This is a genomic window from Lysobacter arenosi (assembly GCF_016613475.2).
GTDB classification, from domain to species: Bacteria; Pseudomonadota; Gammaproteobacteria; order Xanthomonadales; family Xanthomonadaceae; genus Lysobacter_J; species Lysobacter_J arenosi.
This window is the reverse complement of record NZ_CP071517.1, coordinates 1,696,721-1,713,102: the sequence shown is the minus strand read 5'-3', so window position 1 is coordinate 1,713,102 and position 16,382 is coordinate 1,696,721. Positions and strand designations below refer to the sequence as shown.

The following is a 16,382-nucleotide window of genomic DNA, read 5'->3' as shown; positions in this document are numbered from 1 at the left end:
GGCGCCGCCCCGCTGCAATAACGCCATGAGGGCGACAGGTAGGAATTGATGAACGACTTGGCCAAGAATCTGCTGCTCTGGGTAATCGTCGCCGTCGTATTGATGGTGGTGTTCGAGGCGTTCGGACCGCGCGCGGCAGGCAGCGAAACGCTGGCCTACAACGAGTTCGTGCAGCAGGTGCAGCAGGACCGCGTGAAGGAGGTCAAGATCGCCGAAGATCGGACCACCATCAACGGCGAGCGCAAGGATGGCAGCAAGTTCGTCACCTACAGCCCCGGTGACGAATACCTGATCAACGACCTGCTCACCCACAAGGTCGCCATCGACCAGGCCCAGCCGCAGAGCGGGCCGTCGCTGCTCTACATCATCATCAACGTGCTGCCCTGGCTGCTGTTCATCGGCATCTGGGTGTACTTCATGCGGCAGATGCAGCAGGGCGGCAGCAAGGGCGCGATGAGCTTCGGCCGATCGCGGGCCAAGCTGCAGGGCGAGGACCAGGTCAAGGTGACCCTGGCCGACGTCGCCGGCTGCGACGAAGCCAAGGAAGAAGTCGGCGAACTCGTCGAGTTCCTGCGCGACCCGTCCAAGTTCCAGAAGCTCGGCGGCAAGATCCCGCGCGGCGTGCTGATGGTCGGCCCGCCGGGCACCGGCAAAACCCTGCTCGCCCGCGCCATCGCCGGCGAAGCCAAGGTGCCGTTCTTCAGCATTTCCGGTTCGGACTTCGTCGAGATGTTCGTCGGCGTCGGCGCCAGCCGCGTGCGCGACATGTTCGAGCAGGCCAAGAAGCACGCGCCGTGCATCATCTTCATCGACGAAATCGACGCGGTCGGCCGCCATCGCGGCGCCGGCCTCGGCGGTGGTCATGACGAGCGCGAGCAGACCCTCAACCAGTTGCTGGTCGAGATGGACGGCTTCGAGGGTGGCGAGGGCGTGATCGTGATCGCCGCGACCAACCGTCCCGACGTGCTCGACCCGGCGCTGCTGCGTCCGGGCCGTTTCGACCGCCAGGTCGTGGTCGGCCTGCCGGACGTGAAGGGCCGCGAGCAGATCCTGCGCGTGCACATGCGCAAGCTGCCGCTGCACGACGACGTCGAGCCGATGACCATCGCCCGCGGCACCCCGGGTTTCTCCGGTGCCGACCTGGCCAACCTCTGCAACGAGGCGGCCCTGTTCGCCGCGCGCGAGAACGCCAAGGACGTGCGCATGGAGCACTTCGACAAGGCGCGCGACAAGATCCTGATGGGCGCCGAGCGCCGCTCGATGGCGATGAGCGAGGACGAGAAGAAGCTCACCGCCTACCACGAGGCCGGCCACGCGATCGTCGGTCGCATGGTTCCCGAGCACGACCCGGTCTACAAGGTCACGATCATCCCGCGCGGTCGCGCGCTGGGCGTGACCATGTACCTGCCCGAGGGCGACAAGTACAGCTACAACCGCACCGCGATCGAATCGCAGTTGTGCTCGCTGTACGGCGGCCGCGTCGCCGAGGAGCTGATCTTCGGTGTCGACAAGGTCACCACCGGTGCCTCCAACGACATCGAGCGCGCGACCAAGATGGCGCGCAACATGGTCACCAAGTGGGGCCTGTCCGAACTGGGTCCGATCACCTTCGGCGAGGAAGAGGACGAAGTGTTCCTGGGCCGCTCGGTGACGCAGCACAAGAACGTCTCCAACGAGACCGCGCGCAAGATCGACGAGGTCGTCCGCGACATCCTCGACAAGGCCTACGGTCGCACCACCGAGATCCTCAAGGGCAACCTCGACAAGCTGCACGCGATGGCCGATGCGCTGCTGCTGTACGAGACCATCGACGCGCACCAGATCGACGACATCATGGCCGGCCGCGTGCCGGGCCCGCCGGCGGACTGGTCGAAGTCGGGCAAGACGTCGAAGGATGACGGCGAGCGCCCGGGTGCGATCGGCGGGCCTGCGGCGCAGACCTGATCGGATCGGATGACGATGCAATGAGAGGGCCGGGGATTCCCGGCCCTTTTTCTTTTGTGGTCGAAGGACCCATCTGCGGCCAGTGTTCCGCCAGCGCTTCCACCGGGCTACCCTGCGCAAGCACCGTCCCCAGGAACCCCGCGCATGTTCGACACCACCCTCACCCTCGACTGCAACGGCCGTCCGCTGGTGCTCGATCGCCCGCGCGTGATGGGCATCGTCAACGTCACCCCGGACTCGTTCTCCGATGGCGGCGCGCATGACACGCTCGAAGCTGCGGTCGCGCACGGGTTGCAGCTGGCGGGGGAGGGCGCCGACATCCTCGACATCGGCGGCGAATCGACGCGTCCGGGTGCCGATGAAGTCTCGCTGGAGGAGGAACTGCGCCGCACGATTCCGGTGATCGAGCGCCTGGCCCGCGAAACGACCTTGCCGATCAGCATCGACACCTCCAAGCCCGAGGTGATGCGCGCGGCCGTCCAGGCCGGTGCGGGCATGATCAACGACGTCTACGCACTGCGCCGCGAAGGCGCGCTCGATGCCGCAGCGGAGCTGCTCGTGCCGGTGGTGCTGATGCACATGCAGGGCGAGCCGCGTTCGATGCAGCAGTCGCCGCAGTACGACGACGTCGTCGCCGAAGTGCATCGCTTCCTCGCCGAGCGCATCTTCGCCGCCGAGATGGCCGGCATCTCGAAGAAGAACATCATCGTCGATCCGGGTTTCGGATTCGGCAAGGACACGCAGCACAACCTGGCGCTGCTCGCGCAGCTGGAGCGTTTCGCCGAACTCGGCGTGCCGGTCCTCGCCGGGCTCTCGCGCAAGAAGACCATCGGCGAGATCACCGGCCGTGCGCAGCCGATTGAACGCCTGCATGGCTCGGTGGCTGCGCATCTCATTGCCGCGCAGCGCGGTGCCCGGCTGGTGCGCGTGCACGATGTCGCCGCGACCGTGGATGCGCTGAAAGTGTGGGGCGCGCTGTCGGCGCAGAAGCTGCCACGCGCGAAATCCGCACCTTCGATGCCGAAGTGGCCCGACGACGAGTAGTCGCGCGAAACGCACAAGTCAACAATTTTTCGCTGGTCAAATCTTCGCCATTGTTCTTGCGTCCCTTGCGCCGCAAGGCCCGCAGCATTCACTCCACACTACTGTCCGCAGGCTTGTCCACAGGCCGTGTGGATAGAAGCGCACGCGTCTGTCGACCATGCCGAACCGGCCCGGCAAGTCAACCTTTTTCGCTGGTCAATTGTTCGCCACCCCTCTTGCATTGCTTGTGCCGCAAGGCGTGCAGCGTTGTCTCCACACAACTGTCCGCAGGCTTGTCCACAGGGTTTGTGGATAGAGTGCATGACGGCGCGGGAAGGGCTGGCGTGGTGACGATTCTTGTCACGGTGATCGAGTCTGAAGCCTCGCCCGCGCGTTCTTGTGCGCATGCCGAATCCGTGCGCCAAGTCAACAAATTTCGCCGGTCATTTTTTCGCCAACATGGCGCAGGCCCCGTCGCAGCAGCCTGTCCGGCATCTGCACACATCACTGTCCGCAGGTTTGTCCACAGGGCTTGTGGACAGCGCGAAAGGCCTGGCTAAAAAAACGACAAACACCCGGGAAGCGTTGCGGCCAAAGGCGTGGAGCACGTTATCAACAGCCTTGCCCCAGTGCTTGCCCACAGGAACTGTGGAGGGCCGTGTCGATGCTGCGTTGCGACACGGTTGCCACGGCAACGGTTCCGCCGGGCCGGTGCCTGTGCGAGGCTACGCCTCCGCTACATCCGTGCCGCGCCATGCCTGCGTGCTATGCCTGCTGATTCGCGCCCGATCGCGATTGCCCTGATGGGCCCGACCGCTTCGGGCAAGACCGCGCTTGCGCTGGAATGGGCGCGGCGCCACGGCGGCGAGATCGTCAGTGTCGATTCCGCCCTGGTCTATCGCCGGCTCGACATCGGCGCAGCCAAGCCCAGTGCCGACGAACTGGCCCGCGTTCCGCACCACCTGGTCGACCTGCGCGAACCCTGGCAGCCGTATTCCGCCGCCGAGTTCGCCGTGGACGCACGGCGGGCCCTGGAGGACATCGTCGCCCGCGGGCGCTTGCCGATCCTCGCCGGCGGTACCGGACTGTACTTCCACGCGCTGCTGCAAGGGCTGTCGCCGATGCCGGAGGCCGACCCGGCCACGCGCGCGCAGCTGGAGGCCGAGGCGGGCGAGCGTGGGTGGGCGGCGCTGCACGCCGAACTGGCCACGATCGACCCGGTGGCCGCGGCCCGTATCCATGCCACCGATGCTCAGCGGATCCAGCGTGCGCTGGAGGTCTACCGGCTGTCCGGCCGCAGCATCAGCGACTGGCGGCGCGACCGCGCGCAGGTGCCGCGCCTGCCGCTGCGGGTGCTCAAGCTGGTGCTGGCACCGGACGACCGAGCGCTGCTGCACGCGCGCATCGAGCGCCGCTTCGACCAGATGCTGGCCGATGGCTTCCTCGACGAGGTCAGGACCCTGCGCGCATTGCCGGAACTGGCCGCGCAGCCGCGGCCCCTGGAGCTGCCGGCCTTGCGCGCGGTCGGGTACCGCCAGGCCTGGGAGCATCTGGACGGGGCCACCCCGGTGGCACGGATGCGTGAGCTGGGCATCTTCGCCACGCGCCAGCTGGCCAAGCGCCAGCTGACCTGGCTGCGCGGCGAGCTGGACGCGCAATGGTTCGACCCGCAATTGCAGCGTCCCGCGCTGGAGCAGGCCAGGGCAATGTTCATGGGCGTTTGAACCGCGTGATCGGCGCAGCATGTGCGGGTGCGCCCGGGGGCTTTGCGCTACCATCGGACCCGGTCGCCGCTGTGGGGACAGGTTTCCGGCGACTGCGGCCGGCTTCGCCACTGCCGCCCTTATAACTAGAACGAGTTGGGGAACTACACCATGTCCAAGGGACAATCTTTGCAGGATCCTTTCCTGAATGCGTTGCGCCGCGAACGCGTGCCGGTTTCGGTTTACCTGGTCAACGGCATCAAGCTGCAAGGCACCATCGAGTCGTTCGACCAGTTCGTGGTGCTGTTGCGCAACACCGTGAGCCAGATGGTCTACAAGCACGCGATCTCCACCGTCGTGCCGGCGCGCAATGTCCGCGTCGGGCCGGGCGGCGGCTACGTGCAGTCCTCCGAGGGCGAAGGCGAAGGCCACGCCGACGAGACCGAGTAAGGCCGGCGAGGGGCTTGAGCCCCGATCCGTCAGCCTTCTCCAGCCTGGATCCCTGCCGTATCGGCAGGGACCGGCGTTCATTGCCGCGGCGTCCCGATCTGGTGGCCTGGTTTGATGTCCCTGGTCTGATGGCCCTTGTTAGACAGGCCTGCCATGCCCATCTTGTGATCCTGTCCCCCGCTCAGGCATGACTCCGCTTGTTTGAAAGATCCCGCAAAGGCGAACACGCACTACTGATCCAGCCCCATGCCGGCGGTCCGCCGGACGAGGGCCTGCTGGAGGAGTTCGCCGACCTGGCCCGCTCGGCCGGTGCCACGGTGGCGGCGGTGCTGACCGCGCGCATCGACCGCCCGAATGCGGCGATGCTGATCGGCAGCGGCAAGCTGGAAGAGGTCAAGGCCGCGGCCGAAGCCACCGGCGCCGACCTGATCCTGATCAACCATCCGCTCTCGCCCGGCCAGGAGCGCAACCTCGAGCGCGAACTCAAGCGCCGCGTGGTCGACCGCACCGGCCTGATCCTCGACATCTTTGCCCAGCGTGCGCACAGCCACGACGGCAAGCTGCAGGTCGAGCTTGCGCAGCTCAAGCACATGGCCACGCGACTGGTGCGCGGCTGGACCCACCTGGAGCGCCAGCGCGGTGGTTCGATCGGCCTGCGCGGCCCGGGTGAAACCCAGCTGGAAACCGACCGCCGCCTGCTGCAGAAGCGCCTTGAACAATTGCAGAAGCGCCTGGAGAAGGTCGAAGTGCAGCGCACCCAGATGCGCCGCGCGCGCATGCGCAGCGAGATGCCGCGCGTGGCCCTCGTCGGCTATACCAACGCCGGCAAGTCGACGCTGTTCAATGCCATGACCGGCGCGGAGGCCTACGCCGCCGACCAGTTGTTTGCCACGCTCGACCCGACCGTGCGTCGCATCGAGTTGTCGGGCGGCAACGTGGTGCTGGCCGACACCGTCGGCTTCGTCCGCGACCTGCCGCACGAACTGGTGGCCGCGTTCCGCTCGACGTTGTCGGAAGCGCGCGAGGCCGATCTGCTGATCCACTTGGTCGACGCCGCCGATCCGCTGCGCGACGAGCGCATCGCCCAGGTCGACGCCGTGCTCAAGGACATCGGCGCCGGCGACCTGCCGCAACTGCTGGTGTTCAACAAGATCGACAAGCTCGGCGAAGGCGCCGATGGCGCCGAGCCGGTGCAACCGCGCCTGGACCGCCCGGCCGAAGGTCGCATGCGGGTATGGCTGTCCGCGCGCGATGGCCGCGGCCTGGACCTGCTGCGCGAAGGCCTGGCCGAAGCGCTGGAACTGCGCCACGTCAGTGGCGAGCTGCGCCTGCCGCCGCAGGCCGCGCGCCTGCGTGCACGACTGCACGAGCTGGGCGCGGTTCGCGGCGAGGATCACGACGAACACGGCTGGGTCATCAACGTCGACCTGGCGCTGGCCGATGCACAGCGGCTGTTCGTACAGGCGCACGGCGAGGTCCTCAGGCCCCTTTTGCCGCCCGAAGAGAGCGATGATGCCGCCTGAGCGGGCTGTCGCCTTGCTTGAGACCCGTCGCACCCCCACCTAGAATCGACCCACGCCCGCATTGCTGAACGCGGTTGCGGACGTATCCCCTTCTTGGAGCAGGCATGGCCTGGAATACACCCGGTAGTGACAATTCCGGCGGTTCGAATGGTCGAACCCCGCGGCGCAGACCCAATGGCCGCGGCCTGGATGCCTTGCTCGACCCCTTGCGTGGCCTCTTCGGCGGCGGCGCGGGCGGTGGCGGCAACATCCTGCGCTGGGTCGGCATAGTCGTTGGCCTGTGGCTGGTCTTCAACTGCTTCGTGCTGGTGACCGAGCAGGAGCGCGGCGTGGTCCTGCGCTTCGGCCAGTTCTCGCGCGTGCTGCAGCCGGGCCCGCACTTCAAGGCGCCGTGGCCGATCGAGCGAGTGACCAAGGTCAACGCCACCCAGAGCAACGCCTACAGCGATACCGTGCCGGTGTTCACCCGTGACGCCAACATGGTGAACGTCGAGATCAACGTGCAGTACCGCATCGGCGATCCGCAGCTGTACCTGTTCGGTTCGCGCGATGCCGATCGCGTGCTGAAGGAAGCCGCACAGAGTGCCGTGCGCGAACAGGTCGGCCGTTCCGATCTGGACACCGTGCTCAACGCGCGTTCGGAGCTGACCGTCACCGTGCGCCAGCGCCTGCAGGCTTCCTTGCAGGACTACCGCACCGGCCTGGTCGTGACCGAGCTGAACCTGCCCAACGCGCGTCCGCCGGACGAGGTCAAGGACGCGTTCGACGAAGTCCAGCGCGCCGCTGCAGACAAGACCACCGCGATCAACCAGGCCCAGGCCTACGCCAAGCAGGTCGTGCCGGAAGCACGCGGTGAGGCATCGCGCGTGCGCACCGCGGCCGAAGGCTACAAGACCTCCTCGGTCGCCCGCGCCGAAGGTGACGCCAACCGCTTCTCGCTGCTGGTCGAGCAGTACAAGGCCGCGCCGGATGTCACCCGCAAGCGCCTGTGGCTGGACACGCTGCAGGAAGTGCTGAGCGACAACCGCAAGATCATCGGCGGCGATTCGCGCCAGCTGATCTACGTGCCGATGCCCGACAAGCGCAGCGGCCCGGCCGCGACGGGTGCCCCGTTGCTGACGCCGGACCTGCTGCCCCCGACCATTACCACCGAGCCCGGCGACAGCGGTCGCGGCGCACGACCGACCCGGCCGACCGGTCGCGATGAGGTGACGCGATGAGATTCTCCCTTTGGATTGCCGCGGTGGTTGCCGCGCTGTTCGCGCTGCTCGGCTCGATGTTCGTCGTCACCGAAGGCCGCACCGCGATCGTGCTCAACCTCGGTCGCGTCGTGCGCACCGACATCGGTCCGGGCCTGCACTTCAAGTGGCCGCTGGTCGAGACGGCGCGCGTGTTCGACCGTCGCCTGCAGGTGCTCGATGCCGAGCCGGAGCGTTACCTGACCGCCGACAAGCAGAACGTCAGCGTCGACTTCTTCGCGCTGGGCCGGATCGAGAATTCGCGCGCGTTCTACCGCGCCACCGGTGGTGACGAGGTCACCGCGGTCGATCGCCTGGCGCCGATCATCAAGGATTCGCTGCGCAACGAGATCAATGCGCGCACGCTGCAGCAGGTCGTTTCCGGCGATCGCACGTCGGTGATCGGCAAGCAGCTCGATGCGATCAACGTCGGTGCTGCCACGCTCGGCGTGAAGATCGTCGACATCCGCATCAAGCGCATCGAACTGCCGCAGGACAGCAACGTGCTCGGTTCGGTCTACAACCAGATGCGCAGCCAGCGTCTGCAGGTGGCCAGCCAGCTGCGCGCCGAAGGCGTCGAGCAGGCCCAGGCGATCCGCGCCCAGGCCGATCGCGAGAAGCTGGTGATCGTGGCCGAGGCAGAACGCGATGCGCAGAAGCTGCGCGGTGAGGGCGATGCCGAGGCCACGCGTCTGTATGCGCAGGCGGCCAACCGCGATCCGTCCTTCTATGCGTTCCAGCGCAGCCTGGAGGCGTACCGCAAGGCATTCTCCGATGGCGAGGGCGTGATCGTGCTCGACCGCGACGATCCGTTCCTGCAGTACCTCAAATCGGATCGTTGATCGGGCGCGCCTGAACCATGCTGCTGGAACTGTTGTCGGCCGTTTGCCTGGTGGCGGTGCTGGAGGGGTTGTTCCTCTTCGTTGCGCCGCGCGGCTGGAAGCGCGCCGCCGAGCAGTTGCACGCGCTGCCGGACCGGCATCTGCGTGTGGTCGGGGCGGTCGTGGTGGGGCTGGGGCTGCTGTCGTTGTGGCTGGTGCGGCTGTAGCCATGTGACGGCGGCGCGAAGACCGCACCCAATCTGTCCAATCCCGCTTTCGGGGTGGCCCCGGCCCCCTAAAACCCGGATAATGCACAAAAGCCGGACGGGGCCCAGCGCCCCGCCGGCTTTCTTGCTGTTTGCGGGACCCTCCCGATGAGGCGTCCGCGACAGCCCGGCCTTGGGCCGGTTCTCATGCAACGCAGTCAGGAGCTTGGCAATGGGTCAGTCAGTCGTCGTTCTCGGTGCCCAATGGGGCGATGAAGGCAAGGGCAAGATCGTCGATCTGCTCACCAAGGAGATCGGCGCCGTCGTGCGCTTCCAGGGTGGCCACAATGCCGGCCATACCCTCGTCATCGGCGGCAAGAAGACCGTCCTGCACCTGATTCCGTCCGGCATCCTGCGCCCCGACGCGCTGTGCCTGATCGGCAACGGCGTGGTGCTGTCCCCGGCTGCGCTGCAGAAGGAAATCGGCGAGCTCGAGAGCAACGGCGTGGAAGTGCGTTCGCGCCTGAAGATCAGCCCGGCCACGCCGCTGATCATGCCGTACCACATCGCCCTGGATCAGGCCCGCGAGAAGGCCGCCGGCGGCAAGGCCATCGGCACCACCGGCCGCGGCATCGGCCCGGCGTATGAAGACAAGGTGGCGCGTCGCGGCATCCGCATCGCCGACCTGCATTACCCGCAGCAGCTCGCCGAGAAGCTGCGCAGCACGATGGATTACCACAACTTCGTACTGACCAAGTACCTGGGCGTGGAGGCGGTCGACTTCCAGAAGACGCTCGACGAGGCGCTGGCCTTCGGTGAGTACGTCGAGCCGATGAAGTCCGACGTCGCCGGCATCCTTCACGAGCTGCGCAAGCAGGGCAAGCGCGTGCTGTTCGAAGGCGCGCAGGGTTCGCTGCTCGACATCGACCACGGCACCTATCCGTACGTGACCTCGTCCAACACCACCGTCGGCGGCGCGTATGCCGGTACCGGCGTCGGCGCGGATGCGATCGACTACGTGCTCGGCATCGCCAAGGCCTACGCCACGCGCGTGGGTGGTGGTCCGTTCCCGACCGAGCTCGACGACGACGTCGGCCAGGGTCTGCGTGACCGCGGCCAGGAGTACGGTGCCACCACCGGTCGTCCGCGTCGCTGCGGCTGGATGGACATCGTCGCGCTGCGTCGTGCGGTCGCCGTCAATGGCATCACTGGTCTGTGCATCACCAAGCTTGACGTGCTCGACGGCATGGAGAAGCTGAAGATCTGCATCGCGTACGAGTACCGCGGCAAGCGCACCGAGTACGCGCCGCTCGACGCGGCAGGCTGGGAAGAGTGCACGCCGGTGTACCTGGAGTTCCCGGGCTGGGAAGAGAACACCCACAACGTCACCGAGTGGGACAAGCTGCCGGCCGCCGCACGCGCTTACCTGCGCGCGCTGGAAGAACTGGCCGGTTGCCCGCTGGCGATCGTCTCGACCGGTCCGGACCGCGACGCCAACATCGTTCTGCAGGATCCGTTCGCCTGATCCCGTTGCACGCATGAAAAAAGCCCCGCATCTGCGGGGCTTTTTTTTGGCCGGGATTCCCGCGCCGGTGTGACGTCAGCGCGGCGCCTGTCCGGTCAGGCCCTGTTCGACGATGCGCAGCACGTCGGCCAGGCTGACGGCGAACGAGCCGGCCTTGCCTGCATCGAAGGCCTGCTTCCACTCGGCATAACCCTTGAGGTAGGCCGGGTAGGGCGGCTGCTCGCCGTCGTAGCCGATCGCGCTGGCTTCCAGCGTCGCCCGCGTCACTGGCAGGTGCGGCAGTTCGGTCAGCAGTCCCGACGGCAGGCCCGGGTGGCGGATCTTCACGTTGCGGACCGTGATGTGGAAGATCTCGCCGCCGAGCGGATGCTGGTCGACGCGGTTGATCAGCAGCGTCGGCGTCTCGGCGGGCGTGCGGCCGGTGCAGCGCCAGAGCTGGCCTGCGGCGAAGTCGGGGGTGGTGCTCATGCGGAAGTCCAGGCGGATCGTGATCTGGAATGATGCCCCGGGCGGGCACGGCGGCGCGATGCCGAACCGGGCCGAATGCCGGCATCGCAGGTTCCGATGCGTGGCTGAATGGCCCGCGGGGCGGCCTCAGTCGCCTGACGGCGGCCGCGCCGCCAGCGGCGACGGCACGCCTTCCCAGTGGGTCCGTTCGACCATCTTTGGCTGCTCGGGGTCGGCTTCGTAGTTGGGCGACATGATCTGCACGCCGGCTTCGTTGAACGCGTCCTGGATGTTGGCGTGCAGTTCGGTCAGCACGAACGGGCGCAGGAACGGCTCGAGGATGCGCGCGCGCAGCTTGTACTCGACGTAGAAGTCCGACAGCGCGGTCTGCAGGACATACGGCGCCGGCGTTTGCTGGATCTTCGCGGTCTTCGCCGCCGCACCCAGCAGCAGTCGGTGCACCTGTCGCCACGGCGAGTCGTAGCCAATGGTCACGCCGGTCTCGAGCCAGAGACCCGGGCCGTCGGGATTGCGCGAGTAGTTGTGCAACTGGCCGCCGAGCACGACGTTGTTGGGGACGCTGATCTCCACGCCCATCAGGTTGCGCAGGCGGGTGGTGAACAGCCCGATCTGCAGGACCTGGCCTTCGACCTCGCCGATCCGCACCAGGTCGCCGACCGCCATCGTGCGCGCATAGAGCAGCGTGAAACCGCCGGCCGCCTGGGCGACGATGCTGGATGCGCCCAGCGAGATCATCAGGCCGACCAGCACGCTCAGGCCCTTGAACGCGTCGGTCTGCGCGCCGGGCAGGTAGGGATACGCCATCGCCACGGCGAACAGCCAGACCACCGCCACCAGCAGCTTGCGGGTGGGTTCGGCCAACTGGTCATCGATGCCGAACAACTGGAAGCGGCCGCTCTCCACGGCGCGGAAAGTCATGCTCAGGGTGTTGGCGAGGATGCGGGCGAGGAACAGGATCACGAACGCCGCCACCAGGCCCGGCACGGCGCCGGCGATCGCCTGGCCCCAGCCCGCGAACAGGTCGACGATCCAGCCCGTCATGCGTTGCGACCACGGCTGGGTGAAGCCGAACTGGCCCAGCACGAAGCGCAGCCATTCCTCCAGCACCAGCAGCGCGATCAGCCATATCACCAGGCGTTTGAACCAGTTGATGAAGGTGCGCAGGCTGGTCACGACGTGGCGCGTGGATTCCTGGCGCAGCGTCTGCACGCGGATCTCGATCCAGCGCTGGAAGCGCGATTCGATCTGCCGCCGCAGCCACAGCAGCACGAGAATCGCCAGCGCGGCGACGACGGTCGCCAGCAATGACATCAGCACGCCATTGAGCAGTTGCCGCGGCGCGTGGTCGCGTTCGGCCGCCTGCACGGCCTGCGTGAGGTTGCGCGCGATCTCGGCGCGGGCCTGGGCCATGGTCTGGTGGTTCAGTGCATCCAGGTCGGCGGGTGTGTACATCGCCACCAGTTGCCCGCCCAGCAGCACCAGCGATCCCTGCGGGATGTTCTCGAATGCCACCGTGGGCGTGCCCGGCCGTTGCACCACCTGCTCGATGTTGGCTTCGGCGGTGCGCGCGCGCAGCTCGGGCGAGCGGCCGAGCAGGGTGCTGCGCATCGTCATGATGTCGCGGTTGAAGAACCGGACCGTCGATTCGGTGGCCGGCGGGGGTGTCGCCGGTGCCGTGTCCGCGGTGAGGCTGCTGCCGCTCTGTGCGGGCGGAGCGGCTGCGGTCGCGACTGGCGCCAGCGCCGCCAGCACGATCGCGAGGATCAGCGTACGCGCGCGCCGGCCACGGCCAGGTCGCGCAACAAGATCGTTTCCCGTGCTCACCCAACGTCCTGGCATTGGAATCCCCGGTTTCGCATGGCCGCGGTCACGTGCCGCAGCACGCCCTGTTTACCGCACAACGACGTCAAGGGCGCGTGGCGGCGGCGAGGCGGGACTCAGTCGATCCGGTATACCCGCGCCTTGGGCATGTCCTCGTCGACCTGCAGGAACCAGCGTCCGGCCAGGCCGGGGACGACCACAATTTCCGGCGCGTCCAGGGGTTTGCGCAGTTTCATGCTGCCCTTGAGCACCTTCCACTGTTGGCCGTTGTCCAGCTCGAACACGGTGCCGGGCTCCCAGCCATCGACCGATCCCTTGAGCCGGCTGCGGATGGGCTGGCCGCCGAGATCGGCGGGTTCGTGCTGCGTTGCAGCCGCATCCTGCGCGGCAACGGGGGCGGGTGCGGGGGCGGCGGTGTCCTGCGCCGGTGCCGCGCGAAGCAGCCGGTTCAGCGTTTCAAGCTGGGCGGGCGACAGGCCGACTTCGCCCAGCTGCGCCGGGGTGAGGCGCTGCTCGATCGGAACATAGGCCTGCTGCGCCGGCGCTGCCCACGGGGCGAGCAAAGCCAGGGTCAGTACCGCGATCGCCTTGAGTTGCATCGGAGCCTCCGCCGTTCGGGACCGCCCGATGATGCCAGCCGGGGACGACGCGCATATGGCAATGTGACCCCCGACCGCCCCGACATGACTTCCGGTGCTGGTCATCCGCGCCGATCCGCGCTCAGCTGCCAACGGGCAGGATCGGCAAAGCCGGTCTGGGGCAAGTTGCTGCGTGGGGACGCAGCCGTTGACGCCCCGACCCAATACAGGCTCTTAAGGGCCGATCACACCGTAGATCATTTCAGGGGGAAGTTGATGCGTCGTTTTCTGGTTACCGCTATCGCGCTGGCATTGGCCGGCAACTGTGCCACCGCCATGGCAGCTGCACCCGCAACCATGACCGATACCGCCGCCACGCAGGCCACCACCACGCAGCTGCCGCGCAACGTGCGTCCGACCCATTACGACGTCGCGATCGTGCCGCATGCGCAGACGCTGACCTTCGATGGCCAGGTGACGATCACGCTGGACGTGCTGGAACCGACCACCACCATCACCCTGCAGGCCGTGGACATGACCTTCGCTTCGGCGAAGCTGTCGCCCGCCACCGGCAAGGGCAAGGCTGTCGCGGCCAAGGTCGGCGTCGATGCCGACGCGCAGACCGCCACCTTCACCTTCGACAAGCCGCTGGCCGTGGGCAGCTATCGCCTGGCGATGGACTACAGCGGCAAGATCGGCACCCAGGCCAACGGCCTGTTCGCGATCGACTACGACACCAAGGCCGGCAAGAAGCGCGCACTGTTCACGCAGTTCGAGAACTCCGATGCGCGCCGCATGATCCCGTCCTGGGACGAGCCGTCGCACAAGGCCACCTTCACCCTCGAGGCCACCGTGCCGAGCGGCGAGATGGCGGTCAGCAACATGCCGGCGACGGCGACCACGGACCTTGGCAACGGCCTGACGCGCGTGCGCTTCGCGCAGTCGCCGAAGATGTCGACCTACCTGCTGTTCTTCAGCCAGGGCGAGTTTGACCGCGCCACCGCCAAGCTGGGCGAGACCGAAGTCGGCGTGATCACGCAGAAGGGCGTGGTCGACCAGGCGAAGTTCGCGCTTGATTCCTCGGTTGACGTGCTGCGCGAGTACAACGATTACTTCGGCACGCCGTATCCGCTGCCCAAGCTCGACAACGTGGCATCGCCCGGCGCCAGCCAGTTCTTCAGCGCCATGGAAAACTGGGGCGCGATCTTCACCTTCGAGCACACCCTGCTGCTCGACCCGGCCTTCTCCACCCAGTCCGACAAGCAGCGCGTGTTCTCGGTCGCCGCGCACGAGATCGCCCACCAGTGGTTTGGTGACCTGGTGACGATGAGCTGGTGGGACGACCTGTGGCTCAACGAAGGGTTCGCCACCTGGATGGCTTCGCGCACGACGCAGAAGCTGCACCCGGAATGGAACACCCAGCTCAATGCCGTGGCCGGTCGCGAAGGCGCGATGAGCCGCGATGCCGTGGCCACGACGCATCCGGTGGTGCAGCACGTGGAAACCGTCGAGCAAGCCAGCCAGGCCTTCGACGCCATCACTTACCAGAAGGGCGGAGCGGTGATCCGCATGCTCGAGGGTTACGTCGGTGAAGAGGCGTGGCGCGAAGGCGTGCGCAACTACATGAAGGCGCACGCTTACGGCAACACGGTGTCCGACGACCTGTGGAAGCAGGTGCAGGCCGCCGCCGGCAAGCCCATCCTCGACATCGCCCATGACTTCACCCTGCAGCCGGGCATCCCGATGATCACGGTGCAGTCGGCGACCTGCAGCAACGGCAAGACCACGCTCAAGCTCGCGCAGGGCGAATTCACCAAGGACCGTCCGGACAAGCAGCCGCTGTCGTGGCGCGTGCCGGTGATCGCGCAGGCGGTCGGCGGTGAGCCGGTGCGCACGATAGTGGAGGGCGGCTCCGGTTCGCTCGACGTGCCCGGTTGCGGCCCGGTCGTGGTCAACGCCGGCCAGAGCGGCTACTACCGCACGCTGTACTCGCCGGAGCAGTTCGCCTCGATCCGCACCGGCTTCGCCAAGCTGCCGGCGATCGACCAGCTTGGCCTGATGGGCGACACCTGGGCGCTGGGCCTGGCCGGCCTGCAGTCGCCGGCCAACTACCTCGACCTGGTCAAGGCCACGCCGGCCGCGTCCGATCCGCAGATCTGGGGTGACATCGCCGGCAAGCTCGACAGCCTCAACGACTACTACCAGGGCGACGTCGCCCGCCAGACCCGCTTCCGCAAGTTCGCTATCGCCCAGCTGGCGCCGGTGTTCGCACGCGTCGGTTGGGACGAGAAGCAGGGCGAGGCCGATCCGGTCAAGATCCTGCGCACGCGCCTGATCGACACGCTCAGCTCGCTGGGCGATGACAAGGTGATCGCCGAGGCCCGTCGTCGTTACGCGGCACAGGACACCGATCCGGCTGCCGTGCCGGCGGCGTTGCGCAAGACCATCCTCGCGGTGGTCGCACGCCACGCCGATGCCGCCACGTGGGACCAGCTGCACGCCGCCGCACAGGCGGAAAAGACGCCGCTGATGAAGGACGAGCTGTACCAGATGCTGTCCTCGAGCGAGGACAAGGCGCTGGCGCAGCGCGCACTCGAGCTGGCGTTGACCGACGAGCCGGGTGCGACCAACAGCGCCGGAATGATCCGCGCTGTCGCTTCGCAGCATCCGGAGCTGGCGTTCGACTTCGCCATGGACCACATGAACGACGTCAACAAGCGCGTCGACTCGTCCTCGCGCAGCCGCTACTACCCGGGTCTGGCCAACGGCTCGCTGGATCCGGCGATGGTCGGCAAGATCCAGTCGTATGCGGAGCAGCACCTCGCCGCCGGTTCGCGCCGCGACGCCAACACCGCGGTCGCCAACGTGATCTACCGCGTGAAGGTTCGCAACGAGCGGTTGCCGGCGGTGGATGCGTGGTTGAAGAAGCACGGCGGCTGATCGATCCCGCCTGAAGAAAGGCCCCGCATTGCGGGGCCTTTTTTTTGGCCATTGAGAGCGTTTCGCCGATAGCGATGCTGGCTACTTGCCTAGCGTAGTCGGGACTACATCTCACTGTCTGCAGGATGCGTCGGACATACGA

The 16,382-nt window shown here is 67.2% G+C and carries 13 protein-coding genes; 10 read left to right on the top strand and 3 right to left on the bottom strand.

Features of this window, described 5'->3' with window-relative positions:
• Nucleotides 1-48 precede the first annotated feature (48 nt).
• From ftsH to HIV01_RS07860, 9 genes are all read left to right on the top strand, one after another.
• Nucleotides 49-1,944: an ATP-dependent zinc metalloprotease FtsH gene (ftsH, locus tag HIV01_RS07900; protein WP_207527137.1), complete on the top strand. Its 1,896-nt coding sequence runs from the start codon at nt 49-51 to the stop codon at nt 1,942-1,944.
• A gap of 144 nt (nt 1,945-2,088) precedes the next feature.
• On the top strand, nt 2,089-2,988 hold the full coding sequence (folP, locus tag HIV01_RS07895) for a dihydropteroate synthase (RefSeq protein ID WP_200609379.1): 900 nt from the start codon (nt 2,089-2,091) through the stop codon (nt 2,986-2,988).
• Between the two features lie 746 nt (nt 2,989-3,734).
• Nucleotides 3,735-4,691 carry a tRNA (adenosine(37)-N6)-dimethylallyltransferase MiaA gene (gene miaA, locus HIV01_RS07890; RefSeq protein WP_200609376.1) on the top strand — a complete coding sequence of 319 codons (957 nt, stop codon included), beginning with the start codon at nt 3,735-3,737 and terminating at the stop codon, nt 4,689-4,691.
• A gap of 150 nt (nt 4,692-4,841) precedes the next feature.
• Nucleotides 4,842-5,120, top strand: coding sequence for an RNA chaperone Hfq (gene hfq, locus HIV01_RS07885; RefSeq protein WP_200609374.1), 279 nt, complete (start codon nt 4,842-4,844; stop codon nt 5,118-5,120).
• A gap of 197 nt (nt 5,121-5,317) precedes the next feature.
• Entirely contained in the window at nt 5,318-6,643 is a 1,326-nt protein-coding gene (gene hflX, locus HIV01_RS07880; protein ID WP_200609366.1) for a ribosome rescue GTPase HflX, read from the top strand.
• Nucleotides 6,644-6,747: 104 nt separating this feature from the next.
• Entirely contained in the window at nt 6,748-7,863 is a 1,116-nt protein-coding gene (hflK, locus tag HIV01_RS07875) for an FtsH protease activity modulator HflK (protein WP_200609364.1), read from the top strand.
• The gene (gene hflC, locus HIV01_RS07870; RefSeq protein ID WP_200609362.1) at nt 7,860-8,723 is read left to right on the top strand and encodes a protease modulator HflC; all 864 of its coding nucleotides are present in this window, start codon (nt 7,860-7,862) and stop codon (nt 8,721-8,723) included. The genes hflK and hflC overlap by 4 nt, the downstream gene beginning before the upstream one ends.
• A gap of 17 nt (nt 8,724-8,740) precedes the next feature.
• Nucleotides 8,741-8,929, top strand: coding sequence for a DUF2065 domain-containing protein (locus HIV01_RS07865; protein ID WP_158731711.1), 189 nt, complete (start codon nt 8,741-8,743; stop codon nt 8,927-8,929).
• A gap of 211 nt (nt 8,930-9,140) precedes the next feature.
• The gene (locus tag HIV01_RS07860) at nt 9,141-10,433 is read left to right on the top strand and encodes an adenylosuccinate synthase (RefSeq protein ID WP_200609360.1); all 1,293 of its coding nucleotides are present in this window, start codon (nt 9,141-9,143) and stop codon (nt 10,431-10,433) included.
• Between the two features lie 75 nt (nt 10,434-10,508).
• Here the strand turns inward: HIV01_RS07860 and HIV01_RS07855 are convergent, their stop codons facing one another.
• From HIV01_RS07855 to HIV01_RS07845, 3 genes are all read right to left on the bottom strand, one after another.
• Complete coding sequence (locus HIV01_RS07855; protein WP_200609358.1) at nt 10,509-10,901, bottom strand: hypothetical protein; 393 nt, start codon at nt 10,899-10,901, stop codon at nt 10,509-10,511.
• A gap of 126 nt (nt 10,902-11,027) precedes the next feature.
• Nucleotides 11,028-12,725 (bottom strand): mechanosensitive ion channel family protein, encoded by a 1,698-nt coding sequence (locus HIV01_RS07850; RefSeq protein WP_200609355.1) that lies wholly within the window; start codon nt 12,723-12,725, stop codon nt 11,028-11,030.
• 113 nt (nt 12,726-12,838) lie between these two features.
• A complete protein-coding gene (locus HIV01_RS07845; RefSeq protein ID WP_200609353.1) occupies nt 12,839-13,321 on the bottom strand; it encodes a hypothetical protein in 483 nt (160 codons plus the stop codon).
• A gap of 255 nt (nt 13,322-13,576) precedes the next feature.
• Between HIV01_RS07845 and HIV01_RS07840 the strand changes: the two genes are divergently transcribed.
• On the top strand, nt 13,577-16,240 hold the full coding sequence (locus tag HIV01_RS07840; protein ID WP_200609351.1) for a M1 family metallopeptidase: 2,664 nt from the start codon (nt 13,577-13,579) through the stop codon (nt 16,238-16,240).
• Nucleotides 16,241-16,382: the final 142 nt, after the last annotated feature.

Excerpts from the sequence above, each read along its gene's own strand:
- HIV01_RS07855 (WP_200609358.1), bottom strand. The coding sequence starts at position 10,901 with ATGAGCACCACCCCCGACTTCGCCGCAGGCCAGCTCTGGCGCTGCACC.
- hflK (WP_200609364.1), top strand. The coding sequence starts at position 6,748 with ATGGCCTGGAATACACCCGGTAGTGACAATTCCGGCGGTTCGAATGGT.
- HIV01_RS07865 (WP_158731711.1), top strand. The coding sequence starts at position 8,741 with ATGCTGCTGGAACTGTTGTCGGCCGTTTGCCTGGTGGCGGTGCTGGAG.
- folP (WP_200609379.1), top strand. The coding sequence starts at position 2,089 with ATGTTCGACACCACCCTCACCCTCGACTGCAACGGCCGTCCGCTGGTG.
- hfq (WP_200609374.1), top strand. The coding sequence starts at position 4,842 with ATGTCCAAGGGACAATCTTTGCAGGATCCTTTCCTGAATGCGTTGCGC.
- miaA (WP_200609376.1), top strand. The coding sequence starts at position 3,735 with ATGCCTGCTGATTCGCGCCCGATCGCGATTGCCCTGATGGGCCCGACC.
- HIV01_RS07860 (WP_200609360.1), top strand. The coding sequence starts at position 9,141 with ATGGGTCAGTCAGTCGTCGTTCTCGGTGCCCAATGGGGCGATGAAGGC.
- HIV01_RS07840 (WP_200609351.1), top strand. The coding sequence starts at position 13,577 with ATGCGTCGTTTTCTGGTTACCGCTATCGCGCTGGCATTGGCCGGCAAC.
- hflC (WP_200609362.1), top strand. The coding sequence starts at position 7,860 with ATGAGATTCTCCCTTTGGATTGCCGCGGTGGTTGCCGCGCTGTTCGCG.
- HIV01_RS07845 (WP_200609353.1), bottom strand. The coding sequence starts at position 13,321 with ATGCAACTCAAGGCGATCGCGGTACTGACCCTGGCTTTGCTCGCCCCG.
- ftsH (WP_207527137.1), top strand. The coding sequence starts at position 49 with ATGAACGACTTGGCCAAGAATCTGCTGCTCTGGGTAATCGTCGCCGTC.